The following is a 15,705-nucleotide window of genomic DNA, read 5'->3' on the forward strand; positions in this document are numbered from 1 at the left end:
GGTTCGTCTGGCGCCGGGAAGCGCTCCCGGGCAGCGCATGGCCAGGCTGCAACTGCCTGTGCTGCGGCCACTGCGGCGCGTGCTCGCCCGCCTGGGCGGAGCGGTCTTCGTGCTGTGGGCCGTGGCATCCGTCACCTTTTTCGCGGTACGCCTCATTCCGGGTGATCCGGCCCAGGCCGTGCTGGGCGGCCCAGGATCGCAGGCTTCCGCTGAGGCCCTCGCATCGGTCAACGCCGAGTACGGCTTTGACCAGCCCGTGATCGTGCAGTATTTCGCCCAGCTCGGCCGGCTCGCAACCGGCGACCTGGGACGGTCCTATTCCCTCAACCTCAACGTCGGGCCGCTCGTGCTGAGCCAGCTCGGCGGCACCCTGCTGCTGGCCGTGCTCGCCCTGGCCTTGGCCTGGCTGCTCGCCCTCGCCCTGGCCACCTGGTCGACCCAGAGCGGCCGGATCGCCTCCCGGGTGGGGTCGGCCCTCGAAATCGTCGCGGCAGCGCTGCCGCATTTCTGGCTGGCCACCTCGCTCATCGTCGTGTTCAGCATCTGGCTCGGCGTGCTGCCGCCGATCAGCACCGGCGGCGCCCTCGGCCTGGTGCTGCCGGTACTCACCCTGGCCATACCGCTGGCCGGATTTCTCGGCCAGATCATGCGCGAATCACTGCTGCGCGCTCTGGAAAGCCCGTTCGTGCTCTCGGCCCGCGCCCGCGGTGAGAGCGAGCGCGGCGTGCGCTGGATCCACGCACTGCGCCACGCCTCGCTGCCCGCGATCAGCCTCTCCGGTTGGGCCTTCGGCTCGCTGATCAGCGGCGCTGTCGTGGTCGAAACCATTTTCGCTCGCCCCGGCCTCGGCCGCACCCTGCTGAACGCGGTCACCCTGCGTGACGTTCCCGTGGTGATCGGCGTGGTGATGATCGTCGCGGTCGCCTACATTCTCATGACCCTGCTGACGGATGCCGTCAGTCGCCTGGTCGATCCCCGATTGCGCCTCTCATGAGCGACCTGGAGGTGCAGGCAGAACTCGCCGCGCAGGCCGCCCAGCCCGACCGGTCGGGAAAGTCTGGTCGACCACGACGCTTCGGCGTCGCCGAGACGGGGGCCGCAGTGCTCGCCCTGTTCCTGCTGGCATCCGCTGTGGTGCCGCAGCTGCTCGCCCCCGGCGATCCGCTGGCGATCGACCCGCTCTCGGCCTTTCAGCCGCCTTCCGGCGCGCACGGCTTCGGCACTGATGAATCGGGCCGGGACATCTACACCAGGGTCGTTCACGGCACCCAGTACTCGCTCGTGATCGGTGCCGCCGCCACAGCGATCGGATTGGGGCTCGGTATCGTGCTGGGCACCCTGGCCGGAATGCTGGGCCGCGTCGTTGACTTCACCGTGAACCGATTCCTCGAGGTGCTGTTCGCTTTTCCCGGACTGCTCCTGGCCCTGCTGTTCATCGTGATCTTCGGCCCCGGCGTAGCGACCGCCACGATCGCCGTCGGGCTGTCGACCGCGCCGGGGTACGCCCGCATCATCCGGGCCCAGCTGATCTCGGTACGCTCTGCGGCCTTCGTCGAGGCCGCAACCGTGCTGGGACGCACCCGCTGGCAGATTCTGCTGCGCCACATTCTGCCGAACACCCTCGCTCCACTGTTCGTGCTCGCGACCCTCGGCATCGGCCAGGCCATCGTCTGGGCTGCCACTCTCAGCTACCTCGGCCTCGGCGCCGAGCCACCGACCGCTGAGTGGGGCGCCATGCTCTCGGCCGGGCGAACCTACATCACCTCGGCCTGGTGGATGAGTTTCTTTCCCGGTCTGTTCATCGTCGTGACCGCCGTGACCGCCACTGTGCTCGGTCGCAGCATCGACCGCAGAATGCGGCACGCATGAGCGAGGCCGGCATGGGCGAAGAAGTCGCGCTGAGGGTGCGCAACCTGCGCGTGGGTTTCGGCATGGCCGACCCGGTCGTGCGCGGCGTGTCCTTTGAGATCGCGCCGGGCGAGTGCCTCGCCATCGTCGGCGAATCCGGCTCGGGCAAGAGCGTGACCGCCCGCAGCCTGCTCGGTCTGGCCGGTTCGAACGCACGGGTCAGCGCCGACCGGCTCGAGCTCGTCGGCCACAGCGTGCTCGGCCTGACCGAGCCTGCCTGGCAGGCCCGCCGCGGCAAGGACGTCGGGCTGGTGCTGCAGGATGCCCTGGTCTCGCTCGACCCGCTGCGACCGATCGGCCGGGAGATCGCCGACTCCCTCCGTCTGCACACCGGTCTCGGTGCCTCCGCGCGGGCAGCGCGGGTTCTCGAGTTGCTCGACGCCGTCGGTCTGCCAGACCCCGAGATGCAGGTGCAGAAGCTCTCCGGGCAGCTCTCCGGCGGAGAACGCCAACGCGCCCTGATTGCCGCGGCGATAGCGCTGAACCCACCGCTGCTCATTGCCGACGAACCGACGACGGCCCTCGACGTGACCGTGCAGGCCCAGATCCTGGCACTGCTCGAGCGGATCACGGGCGCCGGCACTGCCTTGCTGCTGATCAGTCATGATCTCGCTGTGGTCAGCCGCATCGCGCACCGGGTGGCCGTCATGCACGACGGCGTGCTCGTGGAGACCGGCCGTACCGAGCGGGTTTTGGGGTCGCCCGGGCACCAGCAGACCCGGCGCATGGTCGCCGCGATCCCGGCCGACAAACCGCGCGGCACCAGACTGAGCGCGGCCGACACACCCGATCCCCCGAGCATTCCCAGCACACCGCGCCGTCCCGACACCGCAATAGACTCTGTCCCGGAGATTCCCCCCAACAACACCGTCGTGCTCGAGGCCATCGGCCTGTCCAAGAGTTTTCGACGCCCCGACGGCACCCGGCAGCTTGCCGTTGATACCGTCTCGTTCGCCCTCCCCCGCGGCAGCACCCTCGGAATCGTGGGCGAATCCGGCTCCGGCAAGACCACGACGGCGCGACTCCTGCTCGCGCTCCTCACGCCGGAGCACGGCGAGGTTCGGGTCTTCGGCCAGCCTTGGAGCACGGCCAGCGAGAAGACGCGGCGCGCTCTGCGCCCCGGCGTTGGGGCGATCTATCAGGATGCGCTCGGCTCGTTTGATCCGCGCTGGAGCGTCGCCGAGATCCTCAGTGACGCCCTGGGCCTCGGCCGACAGCGCCGCGCGCCGCAGACGACGGCGCGGCTGACGACCCTGCTCGACGAGGTCGGCCTCGCCGCCACGGTGCTGCCCCGACGTCCGCTCGAGCTCTCCGGCGGGCAGCGACAGCGGGTCGGTATCGCCCGTGCCCTGGCCGGGAAGCCCCAGATTCTCATTTGCGACGAACCGGTGTCCTCGCTCGACGTGACCGTGCAGGCCCAGGTGCTCGACCTGCTCGACGACCTGCAGCGCGAGCGCGGGCTCAGCCTCGTCTTCATCTCGCACGACCTCGGTGTCGTGGCGCACGTCAGTGATCAGATCGCGGTCATGCGGGCGGGCCGCAGCGTGGAGCTCGGCCCTGCGGCGCGCGTGTTCGCCGAGCCGCAGCATCCGTATTCGGCACAGCTGCTCGCCGCCGTGCCCCGTTTGTCGGTCTGAGCAGACGCCGACGAGCCGCACCGGAAGCCCCCGTTCGGGGAAAAAGAACCGATCAGGTAGATTGGATGGGCACACGAGGCACCTCACCATCTACACGGTGCCGAATACCGAACCGGAGAACTATGACCAACGCCGATCGCGCCCCAGCATCCAACGTCCCGGAAAAGCCAGCCCTCGAAGGGCTCGAAGCCAAATGGGAATCCCGCTGGGACGCCGACGGAACCTACCGGTTCGCCCGCGAGAACGCCACCCGCGAATCGATCTACTCGATCGACACTCCCCCGCCGACCGCCTCCGGTTCGCTGCACATCGGGCACGTGTTCTCGTACACCCACACCGACGTCGTCGCCCGTTTTCAGCGGATGCGCGGCAAGAACGTGTTCTACCCGATGGGCTGGGACGACAACGGCCTCCCCACCGAACGGCGCGTGCAGAACTACTACGGCGTACGCTGCGACCCGTCGCTCGGCTACACCGAGAACTTCGTTCCGCCGTTCGAGGGTGGCGACGGCAGGAGCTCCAAGGCCGCCGACCAGCTGCCGATCAGCCGCCGCAACTTCATCGAACTGTGCGAAACCCTCACCAAAGAAGATGAGAAGCAGTTCGAAGCCCTCTGGCGCACCCTCGGTCTGAGTGTCGACTGGACCCAGACCTACCGCACAATCGGCCCGGAGGCCCTGTTCACCTCACAGCTCGCCTTTCTCGGCAACGTCGAACGTGGCGAGGCCTACCAGGCCATGGCGCCCACGCTCTGGGACGTCACTTTTCGCACCGCGGTGGCCCAGGCCGAACTCGAAGACAAAGACATGCCCGCCGCGTACCACCGGGTGTCGTTCGCAAAGCCCGACGGAACGACGATCGAGATCGAGACGACCCGCCCGGAGCTGATGCCGGCCTGCGTGGCCCTGGTCGCGCATCCGGATGACGAACGCTACAAACACCTGTTCGGTACCACGGTGACGACCCCCGTGTTCGGTGTCGAGGTTCCCGTGCTCGCCCACCACCTCGCCCAGAAGGACAAGGGGTCAGGCATCGCCATGATCTGTACCTTCGGCGATGTGACCGACGTCGTCTGGTGGCGCGAGCTCGACCTGCCCAACCGCGCAATCATGGGTTTCGACGGCCGCATCATTGCCGAGATTCCCGACGCGATCACCTCCGAATCCGGCGGGGCCGCCTACGCGCAGCTCGCCGGCAAGACGGTGTTCGGCGCGAAAGCGGCCGTGGTCGAGCTGTTGAGAGCCAGCGGCGACCTGATCGGCGAACCGAAGCCGATCGTGCACGCGGTCAAGTTCTTCGAAAAGGGCGACAAGCCGCTCGAAATCGTCTCCACCCGGCAGTGGTATATCCGCAACGGTGCTCGCGACGAGAAGCTGCGCGGCCGGCTGCTCGAGCACGGCACCGAGCTGGCCTGGCACCCCGAATTCATGAAGGTGCGCTACGAGAACTGGGTCAACGGTCTCACCGGCGATTGGCTCGTCTCCCGCCAGCGCTTCTTTGGCGTGCCGCTGCCGGTCTGGTACCCGCTCGACGCCGACGCCAACCCCGTCTTCGACCAGCCGATCGTGGCCACCCGCGACCTGCTGCCGGTGGACCCGTCCTCGGATGCCGCACCCGGCTACACCGAAAGCCAGCGCGGTCATGCCGGCGGCTTTGTCGGTGAGGTCGACGTCATGGATACCTGGGCCACCTCCTCGCTCACCCCGCAGCTCGCCGGCGGCTGGGAACGCGACCCGGAGCTGTTCAAGCTGGTCTTCCCGTACTCGCTTCGCCCGCAGGGCCAGGACATCATCCGCACCTGGCTGTTCTCCACCCTGCTGCGCGCCGAGCAGCAGCACGGCACTTCGCCGTGGCAGCACGCCGCGCTCAGCGGCTTCATCGTGGACCCCGACCGCAAGAAGATGTCGAAGTCGAAGGGCAACGTGGTCACCCCGGCCGACATGCTCGAAAAACACGGCTCCGACGCGGTGCGCTACTGGGCGGCATCGTCTCGCCTGGGCACCGACGCGGCCTTCGACCCGCAGAACCCGACGCAGATCAAGATCGGCCGACGCCTGGCCATCAAGATTCTCAACGCGAGCAAGTTCGTGTCCATGTCTGCCGGCAGCATCGACGCCCCGGTCACCGAGCCGGTCGACCAGAGCATGCTGGCCGGTCTCACCGCCGTCGTCGCCCAGGCCACGACCGCGTTCGAGAATTACGACCACGCGCGCGCCCTGGAGACCACGGAAAGCTTCTTCTGGACCTTCTGCGATGACTACCTCGAACTGGTGAAGGAGCGCGCCTACGGCGAGCCCGGCCCGGCACAGGCATCTGCTGTCTCTGCGCTGCGCACCGCGCTAGCCACCCTGCTGCGCCTGTTCGCACCGTTTGTTCCGTTCGCGACCGAAGAGGCGTGGTCCTGGTCGAACGCGGGCTCGGTGCACACCGCTCCGTGGCCGGTCGCGGCCGACCTGCTCGGCAGCGACGAGGTCGCCACCGGCAACATCGCCCTGCTTGATTTGGCCAGCCGAGCCCTGACCGGCATCCGTCGTGCCAAGACGGATGCGAAAGCGTCGCAGAAGTCCGAAGTGGATTCCGCAGTAATATGCGGTGCGCCCGCCGAGATCGCTCTGCTCACCCTGGCCGCCGCTGATCTCAAAGCGGTCGGTCGGATTCAAGAACTAACCTTTGTCGACGGCAGCGAACTCGCTGTGACCGACATCGTGTTCGCCACCGTGTTGGAAAGCTAGGAGACCAGATGTCCGTAACCGTGCGCCCGCTGGGCGATAAAGACTTTTTCGCCTGGCTGGGCCTGTTCGAGGGCTACAGCGAGTTCTACGAGAGCGAACTGACCGATCAGAAAGCCCTGCAGGTCTGGAGCTGGATCATCGACGCGAACAACGACCTCGACGGAGCGGTCGCGGTCAACGACGACGGTGACTTCGTGGGGTTCGCGCACTACCGCACGGTGCCGCGCACGCTCAGCGGCGACCTCGCGCTGTTCCTCGACGACCTCTACGTCGCCGAGGACGCTCGCGGCAAGGGCGTCGGCACCCAGTTGATGGAGTTCACCAAGGACTACGCCCGCCAGCACAAACTCGCCCAGGTTCAGCTGCTGACCGCGGCCGACAACGCGACCGCGCAGGTGCTCTATGACCAGCTCGGCACGCGTACCGACTGGGTCACCTACGAAATCGACGTCTAGACCATGCAACTGGGTACCCGGTGGACCCTCGGCGGCACCCTACCGACCGGGCTTCCGCACGTCGTTGAAATCGCCGTGCACGCCGTCGAGGAGGACCTCACGGCCCTCGCCGTCGACACCAGCACCTGGCGCTGGACGCTGACCTGGCTGGAGTCCAAGCCGGTGATCGAGCTCGACGATGGCACCATCATCCGCTACAACCCGGTGGATGACAGCGCCACCATCACACAGCCCTCGACCACCGTCGATGACGACGAGGAATGGATTTAGCCCTCCCGTGTAGCGCCTGAGTCATACACATGTTACCGTCGTGTGTACTATCTCAGTGATACACGAAAGGTGGCCAGCGTGCTCTTTCTCATTTATTTCCTACTCGTCTTCATCGTTGTCGGGATTGTTCGGGTAGGCAGCCGCAAGCGGCTGGCGGGCCTGATTGTGACGGTTCCGGAGATTGGCGCGGTCACCGCGCGCCGGTTCGCCCGGTCAATCATGCTGCGCAACATCGCTGCCCTCGCGACCGGCGGCGTGGTGCTCTGGGCGCTGGACCTGGTCAACCAGGCCCAGCCCGGCTGGTACGGCCTGCCATTGATGCTGGCACCCGGCCTCGCCGCAACATTTGGACTACTGGTCTTCGCGCTCTGCCCCACCAGGATCGTCACCGACCAGTCCGGCCGCCGCTCGGCCGACCTGGTGCCGCGACGGGTGTGGAGCTACGGCCCGGCCTGGGGCTTTCTCCTGCCGCTTACTGCTGCCGGCGCCGTGGTCGCCTTCGCGATCATCGCCGGCCTGGCCTCCAGCACACAGTCGGACGGCGCCTTTCGTTCGATCACCATCGGGTCCAGCACCGCGGGCCCGTATCCGGGCTGGTACTACGGTCTGCCATTGATCGGCCTGACCGTGCTGCTCGCCGCCGCGACGCTGTTCGCGCTCGGCCGTATCGCCTCGGCCGCGCGCTCAGAACAATATAGCGACCTCGATCGTGCCGCGCGCATTCTAACCACACGGGTGGTCATGCAACTCAGTTCCGGAGCGCTCTTTCTGTACTTCGGGGGCATTCTGCTGTTCGCCGGCTGGGCCACCGGCAACGCCGCGACCGCCTTCGCCCCGGGCGGGATTGCTCTCTCCTCCGTGCAGCCGGCCGCCGCCATCGGACTCGCCGAAGTCATCGCCGGGTTCACGGTCGCTCTGCTCGGCGGGGTTCTGGTCATCCTTTCTATTCTGGATGCGACCAGGCAGCCACTCGGCCGGGTTGCCGCCGCCGATGCCAGGGCGGTGGATGCGGCATCCGCGCGGCAGTCATGACCACCCGCGCATGATCATCCTCGACGACGAGCACCCCACGCCGCCATTCGAACAGATCCGCGCGCAGCTGGCGGATCAGATCCGGGCCGGAACACTCGCGGCCGACCAGCGCCTTCCGTCCGTGCGCCAGCTCGCGGCCGATCTGCGGGTAGCCACCGGCACCATCGCGCGCGCTTACGCAGCCTTGGAAGCGGCCGGGCTCATCTCGACCAGCCGTGGCAGCGGCACCCGGGTGCGCGCCGATCAGGGTCTCGACGACGAATCCCGGGCCAGCGCGCGACGCTTCGTGCAGGCCCTGCAGCGGCGGGGCGTCAGTCTCGACGACGCGCTCAGTGTGGTTCGCGCGGAGTGGCCACGCTTCCCCTGATTCGCTGCCGAACGTCAGGCGCGAGCGAGAATCTCACCGTGCGGCATTCCGAACCAGCCATTGGGGTCGCGTACCCACTCGCGCCAGGCCACCGCCATCCGTTTGAGATCGGCGAGGTCGGCCACCCCCGACTCGATGGCGTGCGCTGCGAAATTGGATTCGGTCACCCGCACCGCCCACGATTCGCCCCACCACTCGCGCTCGGCATCCGACGCGAAGCACCAGACGGATGCGCTACTGGTCACTTCGGTGAATCCGGCCCGCCGGGCCCAGGCCTTCAGCGACCTACCGGTATCGGGGTCTCCGCCGTTCCAGTAGTGCACCTCGCGGTAGACCCGCATCCAGTCGACCAAGCCGTCGATGTTCGGTGCAATCATCACTCCGCCATAGTCGACGTCGCGGGCGGCGAACACGCCGCCCGGCTTGATCACCCGGCGAATCTCCGCCATCGCCGCGACCGGGTCGGCCAGGTGCTGCAGCACCTGGTGGGCGTGCACGATATCGAACGTCGCATCTGGCCACGCAAGTGCGTAGACGTCCCCGACCTGGAAACTCGCGTTGTGCACCCGCTCATCGGCGGCCAGGCCGGTCGCGCGGGCGACGATGTCGCTCGACGCGTCGATGCCGACCACGCGGCCCGGAGCGAGCCGGCGGGCCAGATCGACCGTGATCGTGCCGGGGCCGCAGCCCACATCCAGCAGTACGCTCCCGGCCCGCAATTCTGGAATGAGATAGGCCGCCGAGTTCGCGACCGTGCGCCAGGTATGCGAGCGCAGCACGCTCTCATGGTGCCCGTGGGTGTATTCGTCACGAGGAGCGGACTCTGAACTGCCGGTCAGGGGGGTCATGGTCAGATCCTACGCGCAGCCGGTGACCGGGCCGGTCCGGCTGGTTTGGCTAGGGTGGAGGCATGGCTTCCACCGCGAACAACCCCTTTTTCGCCCGCAGCGCTCTGCCCTACCAGCTGCCGCCGTTCGCCGCCATCAGCGACGAGCACTACCGGCCGGCTTTTCTGCAGGGAATGACCGAGCAGCTCGCCGAGGTCGGGACGATCACCCACACAGCGGATGCCGCCACCTTCGACAACACACTCGTCGCGCTCGAGTGCAGCGGGCAGATGCTCTCGCGGGTGGCCGAGGTCTTCTTCAACAAGAGCTCCTCCGACTCCAGCGACTTCACCAGTGATCTCGAAGAGGAACTCGCGCCGCTGCTGGCCGCCCACGCCGACGCCATGAGGCTCAACCCCGCCCTGTATGCCCGCATCGCCGCCCTGCATGCCCAGCGCTCGGATCTCGAACTCGATGCCGAGTCGCTCTACCTGCTCGACCGGTACTTCACCGAGTTCACACTGGCCGGGGCGGGCCTCAGCGACGACGATAAGCAGTCTCTGCGTGATTTCAACTCGCGGCTGTCGACCCTCACGACCCGGTTTGAGAAGAACCTGCTGGCCGACACCAACGACCTCGCCTTGGTCATCGACGACGTGGCCGAGCTCGACGGGCTCACCGATGGCGAGATCTCGGCCGCCGCGGAGGCCGCCCGGGAACGTCAGCTCGACGGCAAGTACCTGATCAGCCTCGTGCTGCCCACCTCGCACCCCTATCTGGCGAGCCTCACCAACCGCGGGGTGCGCGAACGGCTGCTGGCCGCGAGCCGGGCCCGCGGCATCCGCGCGGATGCCTCAGGAGCGGCCAACGACAACCGGCCGCTCGTGATCGAGATCACCCACCTGCGCGCCCAGCGCGCCCGCCTGCTCGGGTTCGACAGCCACGCCGCCTACGTGACCGCCGACGAAACCGCCAAGACCCCCGGCGCCGTCTGGGATCTGCTCGGGCGTCTCGCGCCCGCCGCTGCGCGGAACGCCAGCGTGGAGCAGGCCGACCTGCAGGCCGTGATCGACGCCGAGGGCGGCGGTTTCCAGCTGGCCGCCTGGGACTGGGCGTTCTACACCGAGAAGGTACGCCAAGCGAAGTACGACGTGGACACCGCTGCCATGCGCCCCTATTTCGAGCTCGAGAGCGTGCTGGCCGATGGGGTCTTCTACGCGGCCAACCAGCTCTACGGGCTCACCTTCACTGCCCGGCCCGACCTGGTCGGCTGGCACCCGGAATCACGGGTGTTCGAAGTCACGACCGAGGACGGCTCCGCGCTCGGGCTGTACATTGGCGACTTCTACACCCGCGATTCCAAGCGCGGCGGAGCCTGGATGAACCCCCTGGTCTCACAATCCACCCTGCTCGGCACCGAGACGACCGTGGTCTGCAACAATCTCAACGTCTCCAAGCCTGCCGCCGGGCAGCCGACCCTGCTCACCTACGACCAGGTCACCACCCTGTTCCACGAATTCGGTCATGCGCTGCACGGCCTGCTGGCCCGCGCGACCTACCCCAAGTTCTCCGGCACCAACGTATACCGCGACTTCGTCGAGTTTCCCAGCCAGGTCAATGAGATGTGGATGCTCTGGCCGGAGGTTCTGGCTAACTACGCCCGCCACTATGAGACCGGTGAGGCGATGCCGCAGCAGCTCGTAGACCGCATCCAGGCGTCGTCGGCTTTCAATGAGGGCTTCCTCACCAGCGAATACCTGGCCGCAGCGCTGCTCGACCAGGCTTGGCACCGGATCGACGCGAACACGATCGTCATGGACGTCGCCCGGTTTGAAGCGGATGCCCTCGCTGCCGTCGGCCTGGACAACCCCGCAGTTCCCACCCGCTACGCCAGCACCTACTTCGCCCACACCTTCTCCGGTGGGTATGACGCCGGGTACTACTCCTATATCTGGAGTGAAGTACTCGACGCCGACACCGTCGAATGGTTCAAGGAGAACGGCGGCCTCACCCGTGACAATGGTGATCGTTTTCGCGACCGCCTGCTCGGAATCGGCGGTACCAAGGACCCCCTCGAGGCTTACCGACACTGGCGCGGCCGGGACGCCGAGCTGCAGCCGCTGCTCGACCGCCGCGGGCTCAACTAGCGTTCTTCACCCTCAGGATTGAGGATGCGGTAGGCGGTCGGTCGTCCTAAGCTACTTGGCCATGGACATCCAGACAGTCGCCGTTCAGGGCACTGCTCGTCGACGGTTTCTGTGGACCGTCGCCCTCGTCTGTGCCGTCATGCTGCTGACCGGCGTCGTCTCCCACTACCTGCGCGAGAACCTCGACAGCACCACTCCGGGCTGGCCCGCACTCAGCTCGGCGGCGAGCCTGCTCTACGCCGACGGTGAAGCGAACCTGTGGGCGTGGGCATCCGGACTGCTTCTGGCCGGCATCGGGCTGGCCCTGGCCTCAGTCGGGTTCACCGCTCGAACTGAGGGGGCCAGCGGTGCGCCCTATTTTGTTCTCGCTGCCGTCGCCGTCGAGCTGTCGGCCGACGAAATCGCCCAGCTGCATGAGAAACTCGCGCGGTTTGATCTGGGTAACCGGTTCACCTTCGCCTGGCTCACGGTCGGTGTTCCGTTGGCAATCGTGGTTGGCCTGATCGTTCTGTGGATTGCCCGAGGAATCGACCGCCGACTTCGACGCCGACTCATCGTGGCCGGCGTCACTTATCTGATGGGCGCCGTCGGCTTCGAGGCCCTCGGCGGCATCGTCGTCGGCGGACACCTCGACGATCTCTCGCGGGCGAGCCTGTCGTATCATCTGCTGGTTGGTGTCGAAGAAGGCCTCGAGGTCACCGGCGCGCTGCTCGCTCTCGCGGCCGCACTGTTCGCCCTGAGCGTCGAACGCTCCACGGCTGGCCTGGTGCTGCGAACCGGGTTCGCCTCTGCGCGCCGGCCGCGCGACCGGCCCCAGGACACCGACTGATAGGGCCATCCCCGACCGTATCCGGTCCACGCCTGACGACGACCTCAGCTACGGGTTTCGGGGCCGACGCCAGCCCAGCCACAGCATGAACACTCCCCCGACTACGAGGCCCCAAAAGGCCGACCCGATACCCACGATGGTGATGCCGGAGGCCGTCACTAAAAACGTTGCAATGGCACTGACGCGGTGCTCCGGTTCCGCCAGCGCACCGGTGATGCTCGTGACGAGGGCGCCGAGCAGGGCGAGGCCGGCGACGGCGATGATGAGGATCGGCGGTGACGCCGCGACGAGCGCCGTCGCCAGCCCGGCACCGAGGCCGAGCACGAGGTACCCGACCCCCGACGCGACCGTCGCGATCCAGCGTCTGGACGGGTCACGGTGGGCATCCGGGCTCGCCATCAGGGCCGCCGTGATGGCGGCCAGGTTGATGTTGTGCGCCCCGAATACGGAACCGACCATGGTGCCGACGCCCGACCAGACCAGCACCGAGCGCGGCGGTGGCCGATAACCGAAGGTGGACAGCACCGCGAAGCCCGGCACATTCTGGCCCGCCATCGTCACCACGAACAGGGGCAGGCCGAGGCTCACGATGACCAGGGGGTCGAAGACGGGAGCCACGAAGGTCAGGGCGGGAGCGGATGTCGGCGCGCTCAGCCACTCTGTTCCGGCCGTCAGGCCGATGCCGATCGCCGCTGCGACCATCGCAGACGGGACCGCCCAGCGCGGCGCCAGCCGGTACAGCACGAGCCACACCAGTATGACGGGAAGCGCCAGAAGCGGTTGCTCAACGGAGGCCTGGATGGGAGCCAGACAGATGGGAGAGAGGATGCCGGCCAGCATGGCCGCGGCCAGCGGCCTGGGAATGCTTGTGATCGCCCGCCCTAGCTGCGGCCACAACCCGCAGAGCACGATTAAAGCGCCACACGTCAGAAAAGCACCAACGGCCGCCTCGAAGCTGTCTGTCGTGGCACCGGCCGCGACCAGCAGCGCAGCGCCCGGCGTCGACCAGGCGAAGGAGACCGGCATTCGAAAATACCAGGGCAGGGCAATGCAGACGATACCCACGAGAAGGCATAATGCCAGCAGGCCCGACGATGCCTGGGCCTCTGACGCACCGACGGCTCGCAGGCCGGCGATGACGAGCACAAACGAGCTCGCGAAGCCGGTGATGGCCGCCACGATGCCGGTCGAAATCGGTTGCACGAGTTCGCGTGCACGGGCGCCAGCGCTTTCACCGTGCGGGCTCTGCTCCATATCCGTCACTCCCCCGATGCGGTGCGCAGCCAACTGCGCCGCCCGTGCGCGGCGTCATCCGCCTTATCCGCCTACCCGTTACCACGTAGAGTACCGCTCGCCGTGATGCCCGGAGAACCGGTTCAGCTCGGTTAGGCGGACTTCACCTGGCGGGTCTTGTGCAGCACCATCTCGGCGGGAGCATTGTTCAGCACGGTATCGCGGGTGATGATGACCCGCTCCACGTCGGTGCTGGACGGCACCTCGAACATAACCGGGCCGAGTACCTCTTCAAGGATGGCTCGCAGCCCACGGGCACCGGTCTTGCGCAGCACGGCGAGGTCGGCGATGGCCTCGAGGGCCGGCTGCTCGAACTCGAGCTCCACCCCGTCGAGCTCGAACATGCGCTGGTACTGGCGCACCAGGGCGTTCTTGGGCACGGTGAGAATCTGCATGAGCGCCACCTGATCGAGCTGGGTGACGGTGGTGACGACGGGAAGCCGGCCGATGAACTCGGGGATCAGCCCGAATTTGTGCAAATCTTCGGGCAGCACTTCGCTGAACAGGTTGATGTCGTCGCCCTTGATGTGCAGGGGCGCCCCGAATCCGATGCCCTTCTTGCCTGCGCGCGACGAGATGATGTCTTCAAGCCCGGCAAAGGCGCCAGCCACGATGAACAGCACGTTCGTGGTGTCGATCTGAATGAACTCCTGGTGCGGATGCTTGCGCCCACCCTGCGGGGGAACCGACGCGATCGTGCCCTCGAGAATCTTCAGGAGCGCCTGCTGCACACCCTCGCCAGACACATCGCGGGTGATCGACGGGTTCTCGGCCTTGCGGGCGATCTTGTCGATCTCATCGATGTAGATGATGCCGGTCTCGGCCCGCTTGACGTCATAGTCGGCGGCCTGGATGAGCTTGAGAAGAATGTTCTCAACGTCTTCGCCGACGTAACCGGCTTCGGTGAGCGCCGTCGCATCCGCTACGGCGAAGGGAACATTGAGGCGTTTGGCCAAAGTCTGGGCGAGATAGGTCTTTCCGCAGCCGGTGGGGCCGATCAGCAGAATGTTGGACTTGGCGATCTCGACGTCGTCGTGAATGGCCTCGGCGGCGGTGAGCGTGGCCCGTGACCGCACACGCTTGTAGTGGTTGTACACGGCAACGGCAAGGGCCCGCTTGGCCGGTTCTTGCCCGATGACGTATTCCTCGAGGAAGCCGAAGATTTCTTTGGGCTTGGGGAGGTCGAACTCGCCGGCAGCAGCTTCAGAGCCGGCTTCAGCCAGGCGCTCTTCGATGATTTCGTTGCACAGCTCGACGCATTCGTCGCAGATGTACACGCCGGGGCCGGCGATGAGTTGTTGTACCTGCTTCTGGCTCTTTCCGCAGAAGGAACACTTCAGCAGGTCGGCACTTTCACCGATTCGGGCCATGTCAGCCTCCTCCATTGGTCTCGCTGCAATTGAGCCTAGCCTGTGCGTGTGACAGTTACGTGCAGCACGCCATAAACCGAAACGGCGCGCCGCCCGCAGGCGACGCGCCGGTCATGCCGGTTCAGGTCAGAGACTATTTGACCAGCATCGGAAGGTTCTTCCGGCTGGTCAGAACCTGGTCGATCAGGCCGTATTCAAGGGCCTCGGCAGCACTCATGATCTTGTCGCGGTCGATGTCCTTGTTAACCTGCTCGACGCTCCGGTTGGAGTGGTGAGCGAGGGTCTCCTCGAGCCAAACGCGCATGCGCAGAATCTCGGCCGCCTGAATCTCGATGTCCGAGGCCTGGCCGCCGCCCTGCCCACCAACCGAGGGCTGGTGAATGAGGATGCGCGCGTTCGGCAGGGCGAGACGCTTGCCCGCTGTACCACCGGCGAGCAGCACGGCCGCAGCGGATGCCGCCTGCCCGAGGCAGACCGTCATCACGTGCGGGCGAATGTACTGCATGGTGTCATAAATCGCCGTCATGGCGGTGAACGAACCGCCGGGCGAGTTAATGTACATGGTGATGTCGCGGTCGGGGTCCTGGCTCTCGAGCACGAGCAGCTGGGCCATCACGTCGTCGGCCGAGGCGTCGTCGACCTGCACACCGAGAAAGATGATGCGGTCTTCGAACAGCTTGGCGTACGGGTCCTGGCGCTTGTAGCCGTAAGCCGTGCGCTCTTCGAAAGTCGGGAGAATGTAGCGCGATTCAGGAGCATTCTTGGTCGAGACGCCCATCGAGCTGTAGGCCGTTCCACCGAATGTGGGGATAGTCATGGTTTCTTCCTGTTCAGTTTC

At 66.6% G+C, this 15,705-nt stretch carries 14 protein-coding genes; 10 read left to right on the forward strand and 4 right to left on the reverse strand.

What is annotated here, in order from left to right; all coding sequences use genetic code 11:
• Positions 1-37: 37 nt before the first annotated feature.
• The 8 genes from QMF22_RS10535 (at position 38) to QMF22_RS10570 (ending at position 8,401) form a co-directional block, all read left to right on the forward strand.
• Positions 38-994 (forward strand): ABC transporter permease, encoded by a 957-nt coding sequence (locus tag QMF22_RS10535; protein ID WP_283453449.1) that lies wholly within the window; start codon positions 38-40, stop codon positions 992-994.
• Entirely contained in the window at positions 991-1,869 is an 879-nt protein-coding gene (locus QMF22_RS10540) for an ABC transporter permease (RefSeq protein WP_283453291.1), read from the forward strand. Before QMF22_RS10535 ends, QMF22_RS10540 begins: the two co-directional genes overlap by 4 nt.
• Positions 1,866-3,545 (forward strand): dipeptide ABC transporter ATP-binding protein, encoded by a 1,680-nt coding sequence (locus QMF22_RS10545; protein ID WP_283453293.1) that lies wholly within the window; start codon positions 1,866-1,868, stop codon positions 3,543-3,545. Before QMF22_RS10540 ends, QMF22_RS10545 begins: the two co-directional genes overlap by 4 nt.
• Positions 3,546-3,667: 122 nt before the next feature.
• Positions 3,668-6,277 carry a valine--tRNA ligase gene (valS, locus tag QMF22_RS10550; protein WP_283453295.1) on the forward strand — a complete coding sequence of 870 codons (2,610 nt, stop codon included), beginning with the start codon at positions 3,668-3,670 and terminating at the stop codon, positions 6,275-6,277.
• An 8-nt stretch (positions 6,278-6,285) separates the two neighbouring features.
• Positions 6,286-6,732 (forward strand): GNAT family N-acetyltransferase, encoded by a 447-nt coding sequence (locus tag QMF22_RS10555; RefSeq protein WP_283453297.1) that lies wholly within the window; start codon positions 6,286-6,288, stop codon positions 6,730-6,732.
• 3 nt (positions 6,733-6,735) lie between these two features.
• Positions 6,736-7,002 carry a hypothetical protein gene (locus QMF22_RS10560; RefSeq protein WP_283453299.1) on the forward strand — a complete coding sequence of 89 codons (267 nt, stop codon included), beginning with the start codon at positions 6,736-6,738 and terminating at the stop codon, positions 7,000-7,002.
• A gap of 78 nt (positions 7,003-7,080) precedes the next feature.
• Positions 7,081-8,034 carry a hypothetical protein gene (locus tag QMF22_RS10565; protein WP_283453300.1) on the forward strand — a complete coding sequence of 318 codons (954 nt, stop codon included), beginning with the start codon at positions 7,081-7,083 and terminating at the stop codon, positions 8,032-8,034.
• A 10-nt stretch (positions 8,035-8,044) separates the two neighbouring features.
• Positions 8,045-8,401, forward strand: a complete 357-nt coding sequence (locus tag QMF22_RS10570) for a GntR family transcriptional regulator (RefSeq protein WP_283453302.1) — start codon at positions 8,045-8,047, stop codon at positions 8,399-8,401.
• A 14-nt stretch (positions 8,402-8,415) separates the two neighbouring features.
• On the opposite strand, the gene QMF22_RS10575 is transcribed toward QMF22_RS10570, so the two are convergent.
• Complete coding sequence (locus QMF22_RS10575; protein ID WP_283453305.1) at positions 8,416-9,249, reverse strand: methyltransferase domain-containing protein; 834 nt, start codon at positions 9,247-9,249, stop codon at positions 8,416-8,418.
• Between the two features lie 62 nt (positions 9,250-9,311).
• Here QMF22_RS10575 and QMF22_RS10580 point away from each other — a divergent pair, with 62 nt between their 5' ends.
• Positions 9,312-11,375 carry a M3 family metallopeptidase gene (locus tag QMF22_RS10580; RefSeq protein WP_283453307.1) on the forward strand — a complete coding sequence of 688 codons (2,064 nt, stop codon included), beginning with the start codon at positions 9,312-9,314 and terminating at the stop codon, positions 11,373-11,375.
• Positions 11,376-11,436: 61 nt separating this feature from the next.
• Complete coding sequence (locus tag QMF22_RS10585; protein ID WP_283453309.1) at positions 11,437-12,204, forward strand: DUF8692 domain-containing protein; 768 nt, start codon at positions 11,437-11,439, stop codon at positions 12,202-12,204.
• 48 nt (positions 12,205-12,252) lie between these two features.
• Here QMF22_RS10585 and QMF22_RS10590 read toward each other — a convergent pair whose 3' ends face one another.
• The 3 genes from QMF22_RS10590 to QMF22_RS10600 form a co-directional block, all read right to left on the reverse strand.
• Complete coding sequence (locus QMF22_RS10590) at positions 12,253-13,458, reverse strand: benzoate/H(+) symporter BenE family transporter (protein WP_283453311.1); 1,206 nt, start codon at positions 13,456-13,458, stop codon at positions 12,253-12,255.
• Between the two features lie 131 nt (positions 13,459-13,589).
• Complete coding sequence (clpX, locus tag QMF22_RS10595) at positions 13,590-14,867, reverse strand: ATP-dependent Clp protease ATP-binding subunit ClpX (protein WP_283453314.1); 1,278 nt, start codon at positions 14,865-14,867, stop codon at positions 13,590-13,592.
• Positions 14,868-15,000: 133 nt separating this feature from the next.
• Entirely contained in the window at positions 15,001-15,684 is a 684-nt protein-coding gene (locus QMF22_RS10600) for an ATP-dependent Clp protease proteolytic subunit (RefSeq protein ID WP_283453316.1), read from the reverse strand.
• Between the last annotated feature and the right edge of the window lie 21 nt (positions 15,685-15,705).

It is taken from the genome of Cryobacterium sp. PH31-L1 (assembly GCF_030063145.1).
Taxonomy (GTDB): Bacteria; Actinomycetota; Actinomycetes; order Actinomycetales; family Microbacteriaceae; genus Cryobacterium.

Coding starts and splice junctions, on each gene's coding strand:
- QMF22_RS10535 (WP_283453449.1), top strand. CDS start 38: ATGGCCAGGCTGCAACTGCCTGTGCTGCGGCCACTGCGGCGCGTGCTC.
- QMF22_RS10540 (WP_283453291.1), top strand. CDS start 991: ATGAGCGACCTGGAGGTGCAGGCAGAACTCGCCGCGCAGGCCGCCCAG.
- QMF22_RS10545 (WP_283453293.1), top strand. CDS start 1,866: ATGAGCGAGGCCGGCATGGGCGAAGAAGTCGCGCTGAGGGTGCGCAAC.
- valS (WP_283453295.1), top strand. CDS start 3,668: ATGACCAACGCCGATCGCGCCCCAGCATCCAACGTCCCGGAAAAGCCA.
- QMF22_RS10555 (WP_283453297.1), top strand. CDS start 6,286: ATGTCCGTAACCGTGCGCCCGCTGGGCGATAAAGACTTTTTCGCCTGG.
- QMF22_RS10560 (WP_283453299.1), top strand. CDS start 6,736: ATGCAACTGGGTACCCGGTGGACCCTCGGCGGCACCCTACCGACCGGG.
- QMF22_RS10570 (WP_283453302.1), top strand. CDS start 8,045: ATGATCATCCTCGACGACGAGCACCCCACGCCGCCATTCGAACAGATC.
- QMF22_RS10575 (WP_283453305.1), bottom strand. CDS start 9,249: ATGACCCCCCTGACCGGCAGTTCAGAGTCCGCTCCTCGTGACGAATAC.
- QMF22_RS10580 (WP_283453307.1), top strand. CDS start 9,312: ATGGCTTCCACCGCGAACAACCCCTTTTTCGCCCGCAGCGCTCTGCCC.
- QMF22_RS10585 (WP_283453309.1), top strand. CDS start 11,437: ATGGACATCCAGACAGTCGCCGTTCAGGGCACTGCTCGTCGACGGTTT.
- QMF22_RS10590 (WP_283453311.1), bottom strand. CDS start 13,458: ATGGAGCAGAGCCCGCACGGTGAAAGCGCTGGCGCCCGTGCACGCGAA.
- clpX (WP_283453314.1), bottom strand. CDS start 14,867: ATGGCCCGAATCGGTGAAAGTGCCGACCTGCTGAAGTGTTCCTTCTGC.
- QMF22_RS10600 (WP_283453316.1), bottom strand. CDS start 15,684: ATGACTATCCCCACATTCGGTGGAACGGCCTACAGCTCGATGGGCGTC.